At 69.0% G+C, this 17,005-nt stretch carries 12 protein-coding genes; 2 read left to right on the forward strand and 10 right to left on the reverse strand.

Annotated features, from left to right (window positions below; genetic code table 11):
• Positions 1-154 precede the first annotated feature (154 nt).
• The 6 genes from ABIE41_RS16690 to ABIE41_RS16715 all read right to left on the reverse strand — a co-directional run bounded on the left by ABIE41_RS16690 (position 155) and on the right by ABIE41_RS16715 (position 6,586).
• Complete coding sequence (locus tag ABIE41_RS16690) at positions 155-1,027, reverse strand: alpha/beta hydrolase family protein (protein WP_192641437.1); 873 nt, start codon at positions 1,025-1,027, stop codon at positions 155-157.
• On the reverse strand, positions 1,024-2,046 hold the full coding sequence (locus tag ABIE41_RS16695; RefSeq protein WP_192641438.1) for an ABC transporter ATP-binding protein: 1,023 nt from the start codon (positions 2,044-2,046) through the stop codon (positions 1,024-1,026). The genes ABIE41_RS16690 and ABIE41_RS16695 overlap by 4 nt, the downstream gene beginning before the upstream one ends.
• Positions 2,043-3,023 carry an ABC transporter ATP-binding protein gene (locus tag ABIE41_RS16700; protein WP_192641439.1) on the reverse strand — a complete coding sequence of 327 codons (981 nt, stop codon included), beginning with the start codon at positions 3,021-3,023 and terminating at the stop codon, positions 2,043-2,045. The genes ABIE41_RS16695 and ABIE41_RS16700 overlap by 4 nt, the downstream gene beginning before the upstream one ends.
• Complete coding sequence (locus ABIE41_RS16705; protein ID WP_192641440.1) at positions 3,020-3,928, reverse strand: ABC transporter permease; 909 nt, start codon at positions 3,926-3,928, stop codon at positions 3,020-3,022. Before ABIE41_RS16705 ends, ABIE41_RS16700 begins: the two co-directional genes overlap by 4 nt.
• Positions 3,925-4,902, reverse strand: a complete 978-nt coding sequence (locus ABIE41_RS16710; protein ID WP_192641441.1) for an ABC transporter permease — start codon at positions 4,900-4,902, stop codon at positions 3,925-3,927. The genes ABIE41_RS16705 and ABIE41_RS16710 overlap by 4 nt, the downstream gene beginning before the upstream one ends.
• A 70-nt stretch (positions 4,903-4,972) precedes the next feature.
• A complete protein-coding gene (locus tag ABIE41_RS16715; RefSeq protein WP_192641442.1) occupies positions 4,973-6,586 on the reverse strand; it encodes an ABC transporter substrate-binding protein in 1,614 nt (537 codons plus the stop codon).
• Positions 6,587-6,681: 95 nt separating this feature from the next.
• Between ABIE41_RS16715 and ABIE41_RS16720 the strand changes: the two genes are divergently transcribed.
• Complete coding sequence (locus ABIE41_RS16720) at positions 6,682-7,554, forward strand: MurR/RpiR family transcriptional regulator (RefSeq protein ID WP_192641443.1); 873 nt, start codon at positions 6,682-6,684, stop codon at positions 7,552-7,554.
• Between the two features lie 1,030 nt (positions 7,555-8,584).
• Here ABIE41_RS16720 and rsgA read toward each other — a convergent pair.
• On the reverse strand, positions 8,585-9,592 hold the full coding sequence (gene rsgA / locus ABIE41_RS16730) for a ribosome small subunit-dependent GTPase A (protein WP_192641444.1): 1,008 nt from the start codon (positions 9,590-9,592) through the stop codon (positions 8,585-8,587).
• 222 nt (positions 9,593-9,814) lie between these two features.
• On the opposite strand from rsgA, the gene hydA reads away from it, so the two are divergent.
• Positions 9,815-11,296: a dihydropyrimidinase gene (hydA, locus tag ABIE41_RS16735; protein ID WP_192641445.1), complete on the forward strand. Its 1,482-nt coding sequence runs from the start codon at positions 9,815-9,817 to the stop codon at positions 11,294-11,296.
• A gap of 151 nt (positions 11,297-11,447) precedes the next feature.
• On the opposite strand, the gene ABIE41_RS16740 is transcribed toward hydA, so the two are convergent.
• From ABIE41_RS16740 to ABIE41_RS16750, 3 genes are all read right to left on the reverse strand, one after another.
• Positions 11,448-14,078, reverse strand: a complete 2,631-nt coding sequence (locus ABIE41_RS16740; protein ID WP_192641446.1) for an AAA family ATPase — start codon at positions 14,076-14,078, stop codon at positions 11,448-11,450.
• Entirely contained in the window at positions 14,075-15,199 is a 1,125-nt protein-coding gene (locus tag ABIE41_RS16745) for a metallophosphoesterase family protein (RefSeq protein ID WP_192641447.1), read from the reverse strand. Before ABIE41_RS16745 ends, ABIE41_RS16740 begins: the two co-directional genes overlap by 4 nt.
• Positions 15,200-15,301: 102 nt before the next feature.
• Positions 15,302-16,870: a cryptochrome/photolyase family protein gene (locus ABIE41_RS16750; RefSeq protein WP_192641448.1), complete on the reverse strand. Its 1,569-nt coding sequence runs from the start codon at positions 16,868-16,870 to the stop codon at positions 15,302-15,304.
• Between the last annotated feature and the right edge of the window lie 135 nt (positions 16,871-17,005).

Below are 17,005 nucleotides of genomic sequence, written 5' to 3' on the forward strand. Positions count from 1 at the left end.
CAGGGGCTGCGCTGTCGTCGGGCCGATATGGCGCGAAATCGAAGCCGCGCACAAGCCGTCGCGCAGGTTGCCCACCGCCCCGATCGGCAACGCGCGCTGGTCCCGCCACCGCCCGCTCATCGTGAGCCGGCACAGCGCCGATGGCATGCGGGCCTCAGGCGACGACCTTGCCGCTCGCGCCTGCCGCGGCCGCCGTGGGAATGCGGCCCTCGAACCAGTAGGCCGCGGCGGCGTGGGACATCGCCTCGCCGTCGTGGCCGATGCCGGGCACCTCGATATGGACCCAGTTGCAGGGGGCGCCGCGGCGCTGGGCTTCGGCCCGCCCGAGCGCGATCATGCGATGCGACCGGGCGAAACGGTGCGGCCCCTGGGCCAGTGCCTCGGGCTGGGACGGGAGGTTGGAATCGTCGGTGGCGATGTCGCGGCCGCCGGCCAGGATGATCATCGGCGAGGCAAGCCAGCGCAGCAGCGCTGCCTCGTCGAGCCCGAGTCCGCCCAGTCCTTCCGGGAAGGGCGCGTCGAGCGCCGGCAGCGTGTACCAGCCGGAGTTGGCGGCAATAGCCGCCTCGAAGGGACCAAGGCCCTGCGTCGCCAGCATGCGATGGACGAACTGGCCGCCGGCCGAGTGGCCGAAGATCCGGATGACGGGCGTGTCGATGACGCCGCCGGCGCGCAGAGCGTCGAGCACGCGCAGGGGCACGGCATAGAGCCAGTCCTCACGCGGCGCGACCGCGCCGTCGGGCGCGACCACGAGCCCGTTGTTATAGCCCTCGGCCTTGGGGAATGCAGCGTCGGGAAAGGTCGGCGCGACGATCAGGAGGTTGTGCTTCTCGGCCGCATCGATCCAGAAATCGCGGTAGTCGTCGCCATTGCGCATCATGCCATGCTGGACGACGACGACGGGATCGTTGGGCCGGTAACGCTCAGGCCGGTAGAGATTGACCGCGAGCGGCCGGTCCGGATGGCAGGCATCGACGAAGGGCAGCGCGCAGCGGCCGAGGGGTGGGTTCAGCGTGGCGGTGGTCATGCGGCCTCCGGAGCCGTGTGCAGATGACAGGCGGCGCTGCGGCCGGGCGCGATCTCGGCCAGAGGCGGCCTGATCTCGCGGCAGACCGCCATCGCCTGCGGGCAGCGGGGATGGAAAGGGCAGCCGGGCGGCGGCGCCAGCGGCGACGGCAACTCGCCCCCCAGCGGCTTGAAGGCCTGCTTGCGCCGCGCGGCGGAGGGGATCGCCGCGATCAGGGCCGCACTGTAGGGGTGTGCCGGCGACGCGAAGACCTCGGCCGCAGGGCCGATCTCGACGATGCGGCCGAGATACATGATGGCGACGCGGTCGCTGATATGGCGGACGAGGCCGAGATCGTGGCTGACGAAGAGATAGGTCAGGCCGTGGCGGGCGCGCACATCCATGAACAGGTTGATGACCTGGGCCTGGATCGAGACGTCCAGCGCCGAGACCGGCTCGTCGCAGACGAGGAAGTCGGGCTTCACCGCGAGCGCCCGGGCGATACCGATGCGCTGGCGCTGGCCGCCCGAGAACTGGTGCGGGTAGCGCTCGCGATAGGCGGTATCGAGCCCGACCTCGGTCAGGGCGCGGTCAACGGCTTCGTCGATCTGGCCCTTCGGCACCAGCTTGTGCAGGCTCAGCGCCTCGCCGACGATGCGGGAGACCTTCATGCGCGGATCGAGCGAGGCATAAGGGTCCTGGAAGATCATCTGGACCTTGAGCAGGTAGTCCAGACGGTCCCTGCCCTTCAGCCCCGCCACCTTGCGCTGATCATAGACGACCTCGCCGGAGGTCGGCGGCAGGATGCCGGTGACGACGCGGGCGAGCGTGGACTTGCCGCAGCCGGACTCGCCGACGAGGCCGAGCACCTCGCCGCGTGCGACGGTGAGGTCGACCCCGTCGACGGCGCGCAGCACCGGCGGCGGCTTGCCCCGCCCGGTCGCCATCAGGATGCGTTCGGCCAGCGTCGGGCTGCGGCGGAAATGCCGGGTGATGCCCTTCAGCTCAAGGATCGGCTGCTCGAGGATTGGCGCGCTCATGCGGCGTCTCCCTTCGGCATGGGGTTGTGGCAGCGATAGGTCTGCGCCCCCTCCTCCGTCGGGCCGGGATCGCGCTCGGCACAGAGCGGCAGAGCGTTCGGGCAGCGCGGGCGGAAGGGGCAGCCGCTCGGCCGGTCGTCGATGCGCGGCGCCACGCCGTCGATCTGGTTGAGGCGCCCGCCGGGCGCGACCAGCGTCGCAGACGAGTTCAAGAGCCCGAGTGTATAGGGGTGCCGCGGCGCGTCGAGAACCGCATCGACCGGCCCGATTTCGACGATGCGGCCGGCATACATCACCGCCACACGGTCGGCGAGTTCAGCCACGACGGCAAGGTCATGGGTGATCCAGAGCACGGCGGTGCCGGCCTCGCGGGCGAGCTTCTGCACCTCGAACAGGATCTGGCTCTGGATGGTGACGTCGAGCGCCGTCGTCGGCTCGTCGGCGATGATCAGGTCGGGCGCGTTGAGCAATGCGGTCGCAATCGCGACGCGCTGGCGCATTCCGCCGGAGAACTCGTGCGGGAACTGCTTCAGCCGCGCCTGCGGCGAGGAGATGCCGACGCGGCCCAGCGCCGCGGCCGCCTCGTCGAGCGCCGCGCGCCGGCCGATATCGCGATGCTCGAGGATCGCCTCGCTCATCTGCTCGCCGATGCTGAGTACGGGATTCAGCGTCATCAGCGGGTCCTGGAAGATCATCGCGATGCGGTCGCCGCGCAGCGCGCGCAGGCGCTCCTCGGATGCCGCCCTGATATCCTCCCCCGCGAAGCGGATCGTGCCGGCGACGATCTCCCCCGGTGGATCGATCAGCCGCACCAGCGAGAAGCCGGTCACCGACTTGCCGGAACCGGATTCGCCGACCAGGCCCAGCACCTCGCCGCGCGCGATGGCGAGATCGACCCCGTCGACCGCCGGCCAGGCGCCATCGAGCGCGTGGAACACCGTCCGCAGGCCGCGGACCTCGAGCAGGGGTTCGGTCATGAGCGCACGTTGAAGCTGCGGCGCATGCGGTCACCGACGAGGTTCAGCGAGACGATCAGCAGCACCAGCGCGATGCCGGGGAACACCGCGATCCAGTATTCGCCCGAGAGCAGGAACTCGAAGCCGTTTGCGATGAGCAGGCCGAGCGAGGGCTGCGTCACCGGCACGCCGACGCCGAGGAAGGAGAGCGTCGCTTCCAGCGTGATCGCGCTTGCGATGCTGATCGAGGCGACGACCAAAACCGAGCCGACGGAGTTCGGCAGCAGATGCGCGAGCATGATGTGGCGCGTCGGCAGGCCGAAATTCAGCGCCGCCTCGATGTATTCCTTGCGCCGCTCGACCAGCGCGGAGGCGCGCATCAGCCGGGCATATTGCGCCCATTGCACCAGCACGATGGCGAGGATGACCTTGTCCACGCCGCGTCCGATTGAGGCCAGCAACACAAGCGCGATCAGGATCGAGGGAAAGCCGAGCATGAAGTCGACGATGCGCATGATCAGCGCATCGACAAAGCCGCCGAACTGCGCCGCCAGGAGCCCGGCAGAGATGCCGATGACGAGCGCGCCTAGCGTGGCTGTGAGCCCGACCATCAGGCTGGTGCGCAGGCCGTAGAGGATGGCGCTCAGCATGTCGCGGCCCTGGGAATCGGTGCCGAGCCAATAGGTCATGCCGTTCATGCCGGCCTCGCCGGGCGGCAGACGGTTGTCCATCACGCTCAGCGCGGCGAGGTCGTGCGGGTTCTGCGGCGCGATCATCGGGCCGAGCAGCGCCAGCCCGACCATGATCGCGAGCAGGATGGCGGCGCCGCGCGTCGTCGGACGGCTGCGGATGCGGCGCAGCACGGTCGCGCGCAGCGTCGTGTCGGCCTCGGGCGGGACGGCTGGCGCTCTGGTCGTCGCGCTCATGCCGCCTCTCCCGTCAGCTTCACCCGCGGGTCGAGCGCGGCGTAGAGGATGTCGACGAGGAAGTTCACGGTGACGAAGAGCAGCGTCGCCAGCAGCACATAGGCGACGACCACCGGGCGATCGAGCTGATAGACCGAGTCGATCAGCAGCTTGCCCATGCCCGGCCAGGCGAAGACGGTCTCGGTGATGGTCGAGAAGGCGACGAGGCTGCCGAACTCGATGCCGACGACGGTAACGATCGGGATCAGGATGTTGCGCAGGACATGCCGGCCGACGATCCGGCGCGGCTTAACGCCCTTGGCGCGGGCGTATTTCACGTAATCCTGCGTCATCGCCTCGCTCGTGCCAGCGGCAACGAGGCGGATCATCAGCGCCATGTTGGGGATGGCGAGGTTGACCGCCGGCAGCGCCAGATGGCTCAGCCCGTCCCAGGTCAGCAGGCTGGTGCGGATGCCGAGCACGGTCACGGTCTCGCCACGCCCGGCGGTCGGGAGCCAGCCCAGCACCACGGCAAAGAGCAGGATCAGCATCATGCCTTTCCAGAAGCTCGGCAGCGAATAGCCCAGCACCGTGCCGCCCATGATGATGCGCGCGCCGCGGCTGTCCCGGTCGAGCCCTGCATAGAGGCCGAGCGGAACGCCCAAGGCGATCGCCAGCGTCATCGCGAGCAGCACGAGCTCGAATGTTGCGGGCAGCCGCGCCAGGATGAGTTCGATCGCCGGGACGCCATGGACGAAGGAGCGGCCGAGATCGCCCTTCAGCGCATTGCCGATGAAGACGAAATATTGCTGCCAGACTGGGAGATCGAGGCCGAGCCGCCGGATCAGCGACTCGCGTTCGGCCGCGCTGGCGGAAGGCGACACAAGCAGCTCGATCGGATCTCCGATGCCGTAGACGGCGAAGAAGACGACGACCGAGACCGCGAGCAGCACGAAGATGCTCTGGATCAGCCGCTGGAGGACATAGGCGGTCATGGCGCGCGAGCGGCTCCGCTTGTCGGCACGGGCCGCAACGGTGCGGCCCGGCCTGTCGCGTCTGTGGCGGTCACTTCGCCTTCGGCTTCACCGACATCGCCAGCATGAGCTGGTCGGCGCGGCCCTTGAGGTCGAGGTCGGACTTGAAGGCCCAGACGCCGCTCTCGAAGTGCAGCGGGATGAAGGCGTGGTCGGCCAGCACCAGCTTGCCGGCCTCCTGCAGCAGGTCTGCCCGCTTGGCGTCGTCCAGCGTCGTCACGGCCTCGCGGATGACGGTGTCGAACTTGTCGTTCTTGTAGCCGCCATAGTTCGAGCCGCCGAGCGTCTTGGTCTCGTTGGGGGTCGGCGGCCACTGGCGCAGGAAGGAGGCCGCCTCGCCGGTGCCCGAGCCCCAGCCGCCGATCGCGACCGAAAACTCCTTCTTGGCCCGGCGCGGGAAGTAGATCGCGCGGGTCATCGCATCGACCTCGGCCTTGATGCCGACCTGCGTCAGATATTGCGCCACGGCCTGCGTGATCTGGCTGTCGTTGATGTAGCGGTCATTGGTCGTCGAGAGCGTGACCTGGAAGCCGTTGGGATAACCGGCCTCGGCCAGCAGCTTCTTCGCCTGCGCGGGGTCATAGGCCAGCTTCTCGGGATTGGCCTGGGTGCCGAACATGCCGGTCGGCAGGTACTGATAGGCAGGCTCCGCCGCGCCATCCATGAGGCGCTTGACGATGGCGTCGCGGTCGATGGCGAGCGACATCGCCTTGCGGACGCGGACGTCCTTCAGCGGGTTCTTGCCGTCCTCGGCCTTGACGAAGGGGCTCTGGTCGCGGGCGACGTCGAGCTGGAAATAGATCACGCGGGTCGAGGGCGTGATGACGTGATCAAAGCGCTTGTCGCCCTTGATGCGGCCGAGGTCGCGCGCGGCAGGGTTCTCGATCACGTCGTAGTCGCCCGCGAGCAGGCCGGCCAGGCGCGGGCCGGCATTGGTCACCGGCAGCAGGCGCACGGTGGCCCAGGGCTCGGCCTTGCCCCAATAGGTCGGGTTGCGCTCGAGCTCGATGGCGGAACCGCGGACATAGGACTTCAGCTTGTAGGGGCCGGTGCCGATGGCGAGGCTGCCGTCGTTGAAGCCGGTCACCGTCGGCCAGGGGCCGGTGACACCGCAATTCTTGGCGACGTCGTAGCTGATGGGGCCATGTTCGACGATCGAGGCCGAGAGGATGCCGAGCGCCGAAAGCAGGTTCGGCAGCAGCGGCTCCGGCTCCTTGGTGTTGATCACCAGCGTCCTGGCATCCGGCGTCTCGACGGAGGCGAAATTGCCGGTCACGTCGGCGAAGGAATCGGAGACCTTGGTCTCGTTCTTCAGCGTGCGGCAGAAGGTGAAGACGACATCTTCGGCCGTGAACGGCTTGCCGTTCGAGAAGGTGACGCCGTCGCGCAGCTTGAAGGTCCAGCGGTTCTTGCCGTCGTTCTCCCAGGAGGCGGCGAGGCCCGGAAGCAGCTTCTGCTGCTCGTCCTGGCTGACCAGCGATTCGAACATGTGCTGGGCCAGCGCGTTGTTCGGCGTCAGGTCATGGTAGTGCGGATCGACCGCGGTGGGCTCGGAGGCGAGCGCGATGCGCAGCGTCTGCGCGCTAGCCGCCGATGCGGCCAGGCAGGAGACGGCGACGGTGGCGGAAAGCAGGAATGTGCGCATGATGACGGTTGCTCCCGGCTGAAACCGTTTTGACAGGTTTATTTTCGTCCAGTAGCAAACATGAAAACTTTTTTACGTCAACCGGGCGCGAGCGCATGTCCCAAGGCCTGAAGCCATCGACGGATCTCTCCAACCGGATCGCGCAGATCTACCCCTCGCTCAGCAATGGCCACCGCCGCGCGGCGGACTTCGTCCTTCAAAATCCGCTCGACGTCGCGACGATGACGATCGAGGGGCTGGCCGAGGGCAGCGGCACCTCGAACGCCACCGTTACCCGCTTCGTGAGGGCGCTGGGCTATGGCGGCTATGGCGAGTTCAGGGCCGCGCTTTCGGCGGCGCTGAAATTTGCGCGTGATCCTGTGGACAGCTTCGCCGGGGCGCGGGCGGAGCCGGGCTCGACCTTCGCCACCTTCGCCAACGCCCTGGCCGACCAGTCCGCCAATCTCCAGGCAGCGCGCGACGGGCTCGACGAAGCGGCGGTGACGCGTGCGGTCGCCCTGCTGACCAAAGCGCCGCGCGTCTTCATTGCGGCCTCCGGCGCCAGCCACCACATCGCAGGGTTCCTCGAGGACGGGTTGGCGCTCTATCTCGATGCCGACGTCAACTTCGCCTCCTCGCGGACGGGGCCCGAACGGGCGATCCGACACATGCTCTCAGCGCGACCGGACGACCTCGTCGTGGCGATCTCGATGCAGCGCTATTCGCGCGCGACACTCGACCTCGCCGGCTTTGCCAAGAAGCGCGGCGCCTCCGTGCTGGCCCTCACCGACGGGGCGACCTCGCCGCTGGCGGCCATCGCGGATGTCACGCTCTTCGCGCCCTCGCGGAGCCATCTCCTGCCGAATTCGCCGACCGCGATCTTCGCGCTGGCCGACGCGCTGATCGCAGCCGTGGCGCGCGAGCGGCCGGATTCCGCGGAGGCGCTGCGGGAGCTCAGCGAAAGCCTGCTCTGGACCTTCCACCGCTAGGCGGCGGTCGGGGCAGCGGCTAGCGCCGCCGCCCCTTCGGCCCGCGCGCCTCGGGCGTCTTCGCCTTGTTCTCCGCGTTGAGCTTGCGCCAGCGGGCGAGCCGGGCGGGATCGACCGCGCCGCTCGCCACCGCCGCCTGCACCGCGGCGGCCTGCCGCTCACGAAAGAGAATCCACGACCGCCATGCAGGCCGTGTTTGACACGATCACGCGACCGGACCAACGTCTGCTCGCCCGAGCTGCCGAGCCTGAGGCACCCTGGCGGCCACTAAGCGAGCGGCCGCTATTGGCTTTGCTGCGAGCTGGACCTGTAGCTCGCGGCGGTCGCGCGGGAAAGGCTAGGCGCTCAAATCACGCAGCACCGCACTTCGAGCTCACAAGCTCCACATCCCGATTCGTGAACCGCTTCGTTTCGCGATTATAGCGAGAGCCGGGAAGATCTCGAATGCAGTTGCCACGAGGCGATTGTGCTGCCGGGCCTGACTTGGCAGGAACGAAAGACGAGTGAACCTTGTCGATGCAAGATTTCAAAGCGACATATTCTTCGGAACTCCGCGCGCGGCTTTCCTTCGGAACGCCTACCTTCTCCCAGCAGAACCCTCTGGCGCCTCGGGCGTCTGCATCCGTCCCCCGATAAGAGCTGAGATCGAAGTTGTTATCTGCTCGAGCTTGGGCCGAGGCCCACTCTATCGGAAACGCAACCATCGCAAAAATAGCGAGCGATTTGCCAACATAAGACATTTTCAGTGTGATCTCACGATGCATTGCACCCCCCAAACAGTTTTAGTCAAACGCCACTAAATTAGCCCAGGTTGCTGTCATTGCAAGGGGATACAAACAACGACTGATCTCAAGCGATATTGCGAATGAAATCGCCTACCGGGATGCGGGGTTGCAGGCAAATTTTGCTGTTTTCCGCTTTTTCTAATTTTACACGGATACGGCGATACGCCGCTTGGCGTCGGCGGCTTACTATCACTTGTCAGTATCCGGAAGGAAGAACACTGCCTATGTCGTCAGGCCGCTATCAATTAGCGCCGCCGACCTTTAGGACCCCTCGCCTCAGGCGTCTTCGCTCTGTTCTCGGCGTCGAGCTTACGCCAGCGGGCGAGGCGGTCGGGATCGACCGCGCCGCTCGCCACCGCCGCCTGCACCGCGCAGCCCGGCTCGTGCTCATGGGTGCAGTCGCGGAAGCGACAGAGATGGGTGAGTTCGGTGATTTCGGCGAAGAGCGTCTCCAGCCCGGAGGCGGCATCGCTGACATGGAGCGTGCGCATGCCCGGCGTGTCGATGACCCAGCCGCCGCCTTCGATGGCATGGAGCGAGCGCGAGGTGGTGGTGTGGCGGCCCTTGTCGTCGCGGGCGCGGATGCCGCCGGTCTCCTGAGCCTCCTCGGAGGCGAGCCCCGCCAGCGTGTTGACCAGGGTCGACTTGCCGACGCCCGACGAGCCGACGAGGGCGACGGTCCGCCCCTCCCCGCACCAGGGCGCCAGCACCGCCGTGGCGCCGGGTTCCTTCGGGTTGACGACGACGACGGCCAGCTCGCGCTGCAGCGCCGCCGCTTGGGCGCGATAGGTTTCGGCCGCGTCGGTGAGATCGGCCTTGGTCAGGATGATGACCGGCTCGGCGCCGCTCTCATTGGCCAGCGCCAGATAGCGCTCCAGCCGCGCGACGTTGAAATCGGCATTGCAGGAGGTGACGATGAAGAGCGTGTCGATGTTGGCGCCGGCGAGTTGGGGCGTCTTGCTGCCTTCGACGCGGCGCGCCAGCACGGTACGTCGCTCGAGCAGGCGCCCGATCGCATGGGCCCCCGGCTCGACCAGCACCCAGTCGCCGACCGTATAGGCGCCGGTGTCGGTATGGACCGGGAGAGAAAGCCGGATCGGGCCCTCTTCCGCCATCGCGCTCATCCTGGAGCGATGGACCGTGGCGATGCGGGCGGGCAGCAGCCCCTCGTCTTCCGGGCCGCACTGCTTGGCGAAGAAGGCGTTCCAGCCGAGCGCGGCAAGCGTCCAGGCGGCGGGCTCGGGCGCGGTCATCGGCGGGCGGTCCTGAGACGGGCGATCCTCATCCTGCCGGTAGAGCGGGCTTCGGGCCGGCTGGCAAGCGCCGTCGTCTCGGCAGCCCTATAAGCGCGACGAATAGCGGCGGCGAAGACATCATAGCCCTGCGTCGGCAAGCGCTCGCGGCTGGCCGCGGCTTTGCTATGGTCGCGGCAGAGCGGCCCGACTCCACGCCGCCCAGCCTGCCGGGAGAACAGCATGACGACGCAACCCTTCGACCTGGTCATTCGCGGCGGCACCGTCGGCACATCGACCGCGCGCTTCGTCGCCGATGTCGCCGTGAAGGACGGCAAGATCGCGGCGATCGGCACCGGGCTCGGCAAGGGCGCGCGCGAGATCGACGCAACCGGCCAATTCGTGCTGCCCGGCGGCATAGACACCCATGCCCATGTCGAGCAGGTCTCGGCCGGCGGGCTGATGAATGCCGACACCTTCGAGAGCGCCACGACCTCGGCGGCCTTCGGCGGCAACACCACGCTGGTCTCCTTCGCCGCCCAGCATCGTGGGCTCGACCTGCGCAAGGTCGTCGACGACTATGCGGCGCTGGCGAAGCGCGGCGCGCTGATCGACTACGCCTTCCACATGATCGTCGCGAACCCCGACGAGAAGACGATCAAGGAGGACCTCCCGGCGCTGATCAAGGAAGGACACGCCTCGATCAAGATCTTCATGACCTACGACCTGATCAAGGTCGACGACGAGCCCCTGCTCGACCTGATGCTGACGGCGCGCCAGCACCGCGCTTTGATCTGCGTCCATGCCGAGAACCACGGCATGATCTCGTGGATGGGCAAGAAGCTGGTCGAGCGCGGCTATACCGCGCCGAAATTCCATTCGATCAGCCATCCGCGCGGCTCGGAATCGGAGGCCTTCACCCGGCTGATCACCCAGGCCGCGCTGATCGACCAGCCGATCATGATCTTCCATGTATCGACCGCCGAGGGCGCCGCCGTGATCCGGCAGGCGCGCGGCCAGGGCCTCAAGGTCTTCGCCGAGACCTGCCCGCAATATCTGTTCATGACCAAGGCCGATCTCGACAAGCCCGGCCTCGAGGGCGCGAAATGGATGTGCTCGCCGCCGCCGCGCGAGACCGCCGACCAGGACGCGCTCTGGCAGGCGCTGGCGCTCGGGGATCTTCAGACGGTCTCCTCCGACCACGCGCCCTATCGCTTCGACGAGAGCGGCAAGCTCTCGGCCGGGCCCAACCCCAACTTCAAGCAGATCGCCAATGGCCTGCCAGGGCTCGAAACCCGCCTTCCCCTGATGTTCGACGCGCTGGTCTCGAAGGGCCGGCCCGAATTCGCCGGGCGCGGGCTCGAGGCCTTTGTCGACCTGACCGCGACCGCGCCGGCGAAGATCTACAACCTGCCAGGCAAGGGCGCGATCCAGCCGGGCTACGACGCCGACATCGCGATCTGGGACCCCACACGAGAGGTCACGATCACGGATGAGGCGATGCATGACCTGACGGGCTTCACGCCCTTTGCCGGCTATCAAGTGACCGGCTGGCCGGAGACGGTGATCCGCCGCGGCGAGGTCGTCGTCAGCGATGGCACGCTCCACGCCAAGGCCGGCTCCGGCCGCTGGCTGTCACGCACGGGCGGCCCGGCCGCCGAGCCGACGGGCAAGCTCGTGCTTGAGATGGACCCGGAGCGGAATTTCGGCGCGACGATTTTGTGAGAGTCGATCGCTTTACTCGGAAACACCGCGTCATCCCGGACAAGCCGCGAAGCGGCGCAGCTCCGGGATCCATTGTAGGGTTCCGGAGCCCTCCGATGGATCCCGGGACTAGCCCGGGATGACGGAGTGGTTCGGAGGCAAGGCAGTCGGCTCAGCCCTCCGGCACCCACGGCACCATCCGCAGAATCGTGCCGCCGAGTTGGGCGAAGGCGCGTTGGCGGCAGGAGAAGACGATGATCTGCTGGCCGCTGGCCTGCCGGTGCAGCGCATCGAACATCCGCTCGATGCGGTCGTCGTCGGAATAGACCAGCGCATCGTCGAGGATGACCGGGGCCGGCTGGCCGTCCTTCGCCAGAAGCCGCGCGAAGGCGAGCCGCGTCAGCACGGCGAGTTGTTCGCGCATGCCGCCGCTGAGCACGCCGACCGGCTCCTCCAGCCCGTTGCGGCTGACAGTGCGGGGCAGCAGCGTCTCCTCGTCGAAGGTCACCGTCGCATCCTCGAACAAGAGCCCGAGCAGCGGCCGCAGCTCCGTCATCACCGGCGCAAAATAATGGTCGCGCGCCTCGGTGCGGGCCGCCTCCAGCGCCGTCCGCAGGCGACTCAGCAGCGCCACCTCGCGCTCCAGCGCCGCCACGCGGCGTTGGGCCGCGCCGAGCTTCTCCGCCGCCTCCTGCCAGGCCTCCTCGACGGCCGCGTCGGCGCGGGCGCGGATGCGGCCGTTCAACTCGGCCGCCTCCTCCCGGAGTGATGCGATTTCGGCCGAGGCGCCGTCGAGGACCGAGCGCATGCGGCGCAGTTTGGCCTCGGCGCCGGCGATGTCGACCGCGCCGGCCAGGAGTGCATCGCGCTGCGCCTGCGCCACCAACCAGCCCTGTTCGGCCTGCGCCAGCACAGCCGTTCGCTGCGCCTCCAGCCCGGCGCGCTCCTGCTCGGGGCCGAGCGCCGCCGCCAACCCCGCCTGCTCGGAGGCGACGCCGGCCAGGGCCCGCTCGGTCTCGACGACGGCCGCATTCGCGGCATCGCGCGCGGCCTGCGCCTCCCGCTGCGCCCGGCGCGCGGCGACGACACGCGCCTCGGTCTCGACCAGGCTCGCGCGCACGGTTTCCGGATCGCCTTCAGCTTCTTCGGCGCCGGCGCCCTGTGCCTCCAGCCGCGCGATCTGCTCCTGCAGCGCGGGCAGACCGTCCGGCGCCAGCAGGCGCAGTCGCTGCCTTGCCAGATCGAGCCGGCCGTTCAGCTCGCGGGCCGCGCTTTCGCGGCGTCGCGCCTCGGCAAGATCGGCAACCGCGAGATCGGCCAGCAGCGTGGTCCGCCTCGCCTCGGCCCAGGCGAGATCCGCCTCGCCATCGCCACCCTGAGGCAGGGCGATGGTGAGCTGGCCAATGCCCTCGATGGTCAGGGTCGCGGCTCCGGACAGGGTGCGTTCCTCGCCGTCTTCCAGCGTCCTGCCGTCGAGCTGGATGGCGGCGGCGACGCCGGGATCATAGGCGACGCGCAGCAGCGGGCGACGCGCCGCCGCCGTCGCCCGCAAGCCGACGAGCTCGCTTTCCAGCGCTTCCAGCCGCGCCAGCGCCCCCGCCGGCAGCCGCAGCGCCTTCAGCTCGGCCTCGATCGTCTCGATCTCGCCACGCCCCTCGGCGGCGCGCTCATGCTCCTGCCGCAGGCGAGCCAGCTTTTCGCCGGCCTCGCGGGCGCGCATCGCCTTGTCCAGCCGGGCGAGCAGGTCGCGCGCCTCGCGCTCCCCGGCTTCAGCCCGCTCGACCGCGGTCGCGGCAGCCACCCCGGCCTCGTTGGCGGCGCGCTGGCGCGCCAGCGCCTCGTCGCGACGGCCGCGGCTCTCCGCCTCGCGTTCGCGCAGCAGCGCCAGCCGCGCGAGGTCGCGGCGCAGCGTGTCGAGCGCCTCGCGGGCCGCGTCGCGGGCGTTGCGGGCGAGCGCGGCCTCGACCTCGGCCGTGCGCAGCGCCTCGCCATGGGCGCGGGCAGTTGCCAGTGCAGCATCGGCCTGCGCGACCTCGCGCAGGAGGCTGGCATGGCGCTCGGCGTCGTCCAGCTCGGCGAGCCGGGCCCGCAGGCTGCGGCGCCGATCGAGCGCGTCGCGCAGTTCGCGCAATTCGCCCGCAAGCTTCTGTTCCAGCTGGGCCAGCGCGTCGCGCTCCTCGAGCGCCTGGGCATAGGGACCGCCGGCCTTGGGCCGTCCCGTCGCCGTGACGAGAGGCGCCAGCTCCACCTCGCAGGCGGCGAGCGCCTGCGCCATGCGGCGGCCTCCGGTGAGGGATTCGACCTCGCCCTGGACCGAGGTCAGGACGGATTCGCGGGCGCGCTTCTCGCCCTCCTCGTCGCTCTTGGCCCGGCGCTCGATCCCGGTGACGCCCTGGCGCACCCAGAGCAGACCGGCCGGCCCCGCCGTGCCGCCCTGGACGAGGTTGGTGATGAAGCGCTCGGCCTCGTCGGCCTGGGCGACAAGCCGGCCGGACGCGAGCTCGCGCACCATGGCGCGCTTGCCGCCATAGAACTGTTTTGTCAGCCGGAAGGCGCCATTCGCGGTCGTGATGTCGGCCTCGACCAGCGGGTTGCCGCCGCTATAGGGCCGCAGGCCCTGCACGGCGCCGGGCGTGCCGGTATGGGGCTGGAAGAACAGAGCGTGGAGCGCATCGAAACAGGTCGATTTGCCGAACTCGTTGACGGCGCAGAGCACATTGACGCCGTCGCCGATGCCCTCGACGGCGACGCCTCGACCGGCGAAGCGGCGGACATTGTGGAGGCGCAGCGCCGTCAGCTTCATGCCGGAATCGCCGCGCAATAGGAGAACAGCCGCGCCAGCGCGTCGCGCGCCGCCTGGCGCTCGGCTGCGGAACGGGCCTCGTCGAGGCTCTCCGTGAGCAGCGCGTCCGCAGCCTGGCGCAGCGCCCCGGCCCGGTCGATCGCGTCAAGATCGTCGCTCTCGCAATCCGTCGCCAGGGACTCCGTATCCAGTTGCAGGAAGGCGAACTCCGGCGCGACCGCCGCGATCGCGGCCTCGAGCCCCGCACGCGCCTGGGGCCGCAGGCGCCCCGTGGCGACGACACGCAGCAGGGTCTGGCGGCGGACGGGGCCGGCCGGCAGACGCTCGCTCAGAGAAGCCGCGCCATCATCGCCGGAGAGCAGGTCGAGCGGCAGGCTGCGCCAGTCGAAGCTGCCGGTCTCGACGGGCGCGACATCGGGCACGGCGCCGGGGCCGGCGAGCGACACCAGCAGCGCCCGGCCCGGCTGGTCATGCTTGAAGCGGTCGGGCTCCGGCGCACCGGAATACCAGCTGCGCGGACCGATCGGCATCTGGCCGTGCCAGTCCCCCAGCGCGAGATAGTCCAGCCCGGCGCGGCTCGCCCGGTCGGGCGCGATAATGTCGAGACCGCCGCCATCCTCGGAAAAGCTCTGGATCGCGCCATGGGCGAGGCCAATGCGCAGCGCGCCCTCTAGCGTCGTGGCACCGTCCATCCATTCGGTCAGGTCGCGGCCCGGGCGCCGCGTGGTGCAGGGCGCGGGCAGGATCACGACGTCGGGCGCGAGCGCGAGCGGCGCGGCTTCCGTCGCCAGCACGACATTGGCCGGCAGGGCGGCGCGTGTTGCAGCCCAGAGCTCGTCGGCGAGCAGCGAGTCATGGTTGCCGGGCAGGATAATCCAGCGCAGCGGCGCATGGCCGGCCATGGCGGCGAGCGCCTGGCGCAGCATGGCGGGGCTTGGCGTCTCGGTATCGAAACTGTCGCCCGCCAACAGCACGGTCTGCGCGCCGCCCGCCCGCGCCTGCGCCGCAAGCCGGTCGAGCACCGTGTGGCGCGCCTCGCGCAGCCGGCCGCGCAGCTCGTCGGGCATGGTGCCGAAGCGCTTGCCGATATGCAGGTCGGAGGAGTGGAGAAAACGGAACATTGCGCCTTGGGACGGAGAGCGGACAGCGAATCCGTTGAGGCCACTTTCGGGCCGGCGCGCAGCATCGTCGAGAACGGGCGCGAAGGAAATGGCGCTCCGCGATCAGCCGAAAAGGTCCGGCTGCCCGGCCGGGGGCGCCTGCGGCGGAGCGTCGAGCCCGTCGAGGATGGCGGCGGCCTCGCGCCGGATCGTCTCGATATGGGCGGGCGTCATCCGGGCCAGGTTCTTGTAGGGCATCGCCATGCGCGGGTTGTTGCCGAGCCGGTCGCGGTTGCGGATCAGGAAGTCCCAGTAGAGCGGGTTAAAGGGGCAGGCCCCCTTTCCGGTCTTGATCTTGGGATCATAGGCGCAAGACCCGCAATAATCCGACATCCGGTCGATATAGGCGCCCGAGGCCGCATAGGGCTTCGAGCCCAGCAGCCCGCCATCGGCGAAGATCGCCATGCCGTGAGTGTTGGGCAGCTCGACCCATTCGAACGCATCGGCATAGACGGCGAGGTACCAGGCCTCGATCTCGGCCGGGCGGATGCCGGCGAGCAGCGCGAAATTGCCGGTCACCATCAGCCGCTGGATGTGATGGGCGTAGGCGTTGCGGCGGGTGTCGGCGATGGCGTTCGCCAGGCAATTCATGTCCGTCTCGCCCGACCAGTAGAACCAGGGCAGCGGGCGGTCGGCTTCGAGCGCATTGGTCTGCGCATAGGCGGGCATCTCCAGCCAGTAGATGCCGCGGACATATTCGCGCCAGCCGAGGATCTGGCGGATGAAGCCCTCGACGGCGTTGAGCGGCGCCTTGCCGGCTCTGTAGGCGGTCTCGGCGGCGACACAGACCTCGCGCGGCAGCAGCAGGCCGATGTTGAGATAGGGCGACAGCAAGGCGTGGAAAAGGAAGGGTTCACCTTCAGCCATCGCATCCTGGTAATCGCCGAAGGACGGCAGGGCGTCCGCGATGAAATGGTCGAGCGCAGCCAGCGCATCCGTCCGCGTCACGGCCCAGCCGAATCCGTCGAGATCGCCGAAATGACCCGGAAAGCGGGCCGCGACCAGCGTGATGACCTCGCGCGTGACCGCGTCCGGGGCCGTGCGCCCGCGGGGCGGCAGCGACAGTGACGCCGGCAGGCGCTTGCGGTTCTCCGCGTCGAAATTCCACTGTCCGCCGACGGGCCCGTCATCCTCCATCAGCAGCCCCGTGCGACGGCGCATCTCGCGGTAGAAGAACTCCATGCGATAGGATTTGCGCCCGTCGGCCCAGGCGGCGAAATCGGCACGCGAGCACAGGAAGCGGTCGTCGTCGCGGATCTCGACAGGAAGCCCGAGATCCTGCGCCCAGTCGTCCATCATCCGGCGCACGCGCCATTCGCCGGGCTCGGTGACGACGACGCGATCGGGCCGGTGGCGGGCGACCGCGCGCGCCAGCTCGCCCGAGAAGGAGCCGGTGTTGGCGGGGTCATCGAGCGCAACGTAATCGACGCTCAGCCCCTCGTCGCTGAGCTCTCGAGCGAAATGGCGCATCGCCGAGAGAATGAAGGCGATCTTCTGCTTGTGATGGGGGACATAGGTCGTCTCATCAGCGACCTCGAGCATCAGCACGATGTCTCGCTTCGGATCGAAGCCATCGAGCGCGGAGAGGTCGCGGCTGAGCTGGTCGCCGAGGATCAGGACGACGGTCTTCACCGCGCGGCTCTCGGCCGGCACCGGCGGTCGGTCTCATATCCCGTAGGCCTCATCGCAGCGCTCCTCTCGTTGCGATGAGTACGCCCGGCTCCCACAACCGGTTCAGCCCCCGGCGCAGGCCGGCGGCTGTACCGC

The organism is Bosea sp. OAE506 (assembly GCF_040546595.1).
Taxonomy (GTDB): domain Bacteria; phylum Pseudomonadota; class Alphaproteobacteria; order Rhizobiales; family Beijerinckiaceae; genus Allobosea.

Bases quoted from the DNA above. Each gene is read 5' to 3' on its own strand.
- ABIE41_RS16720 (WP_192641443.1), top strand. From the start codon at position 6,682: ATGTCCCAAGGCCTGAAGCCATCGACGGATCTCTCCAACCGGATCGCG.
- rsgA (WP_192641444.1), bottom strand. From the start codon at position 9,592: ATGACCGCGCCCGAGCCCGCCGCCTGGACGCTTGCCGCGCTCGGCTGG.
- ABIE41_RS16740 (WP_192641446.1), bottom strand. From the start codon at position 14,078: ATGAAGCTGACGGCGCTGCGCCTCCACAATGTCCGCCGCTTCGCCGGT.
- ABIE41_RS16690 (WP_192641437.1), bottom strand. From the start codon at position 1,027: ATGACCACCGCCACGCTGAACCCACCCCTCGGCCGCTGCGCGCTGCCC.
- ABIE41_RS16695 (WP_192641438.1), bottom strand. From the start codon at position 2,046: ATGAGCGCGCCAATCCTCGAGCAGCCGATCCTTGAGCTGAAGGGCATC.
- ABIE41_RS16705 (WP_192641440.1), bottom strand. From the start codon at position 3,928: ATGAGCGCGACGACCAGAGCGCCAGCCGTCCCGCCCGAGGCCGACACG.
- ABIE41_RS16710 (WP_192641441.1), bottom strand. From the start codon at position 4,902: ATGACCGCCTATGTCCTCCAGCGGCTGATCCAGAGCATCTTCGTGCTG.
- ABIE41_RS16745 (WP_192641447.1), bottom strand. From the start codon at position 15,199: ATGTTCCGTTTTCTCCACTCCTCCGACCTGCATATCGGCAAGCGCTTC.
- ABIE41_RS16715 (WP_192641442.1), bottom strand. From the start codon at position 6,586: ATGCGCACATTCCTGCTTTCCGCCACCGTCGCCGTCTCCTGCCTGGCC.
- hydA (WP_192641445.1), top strand. From the start codon at position 9,815: ATGACGACGCAACCCTTCGACCTGGTCATTCGCGGCGGCACCGTCGGC.
- ABIE41_RS16700 (WP_192641439.1), bottom strand. From the start codon at position 3,023: ATGACCGAACCCCTGCTCGAGGTCCGCGGCCTGCGGACGGTGTTCCAC.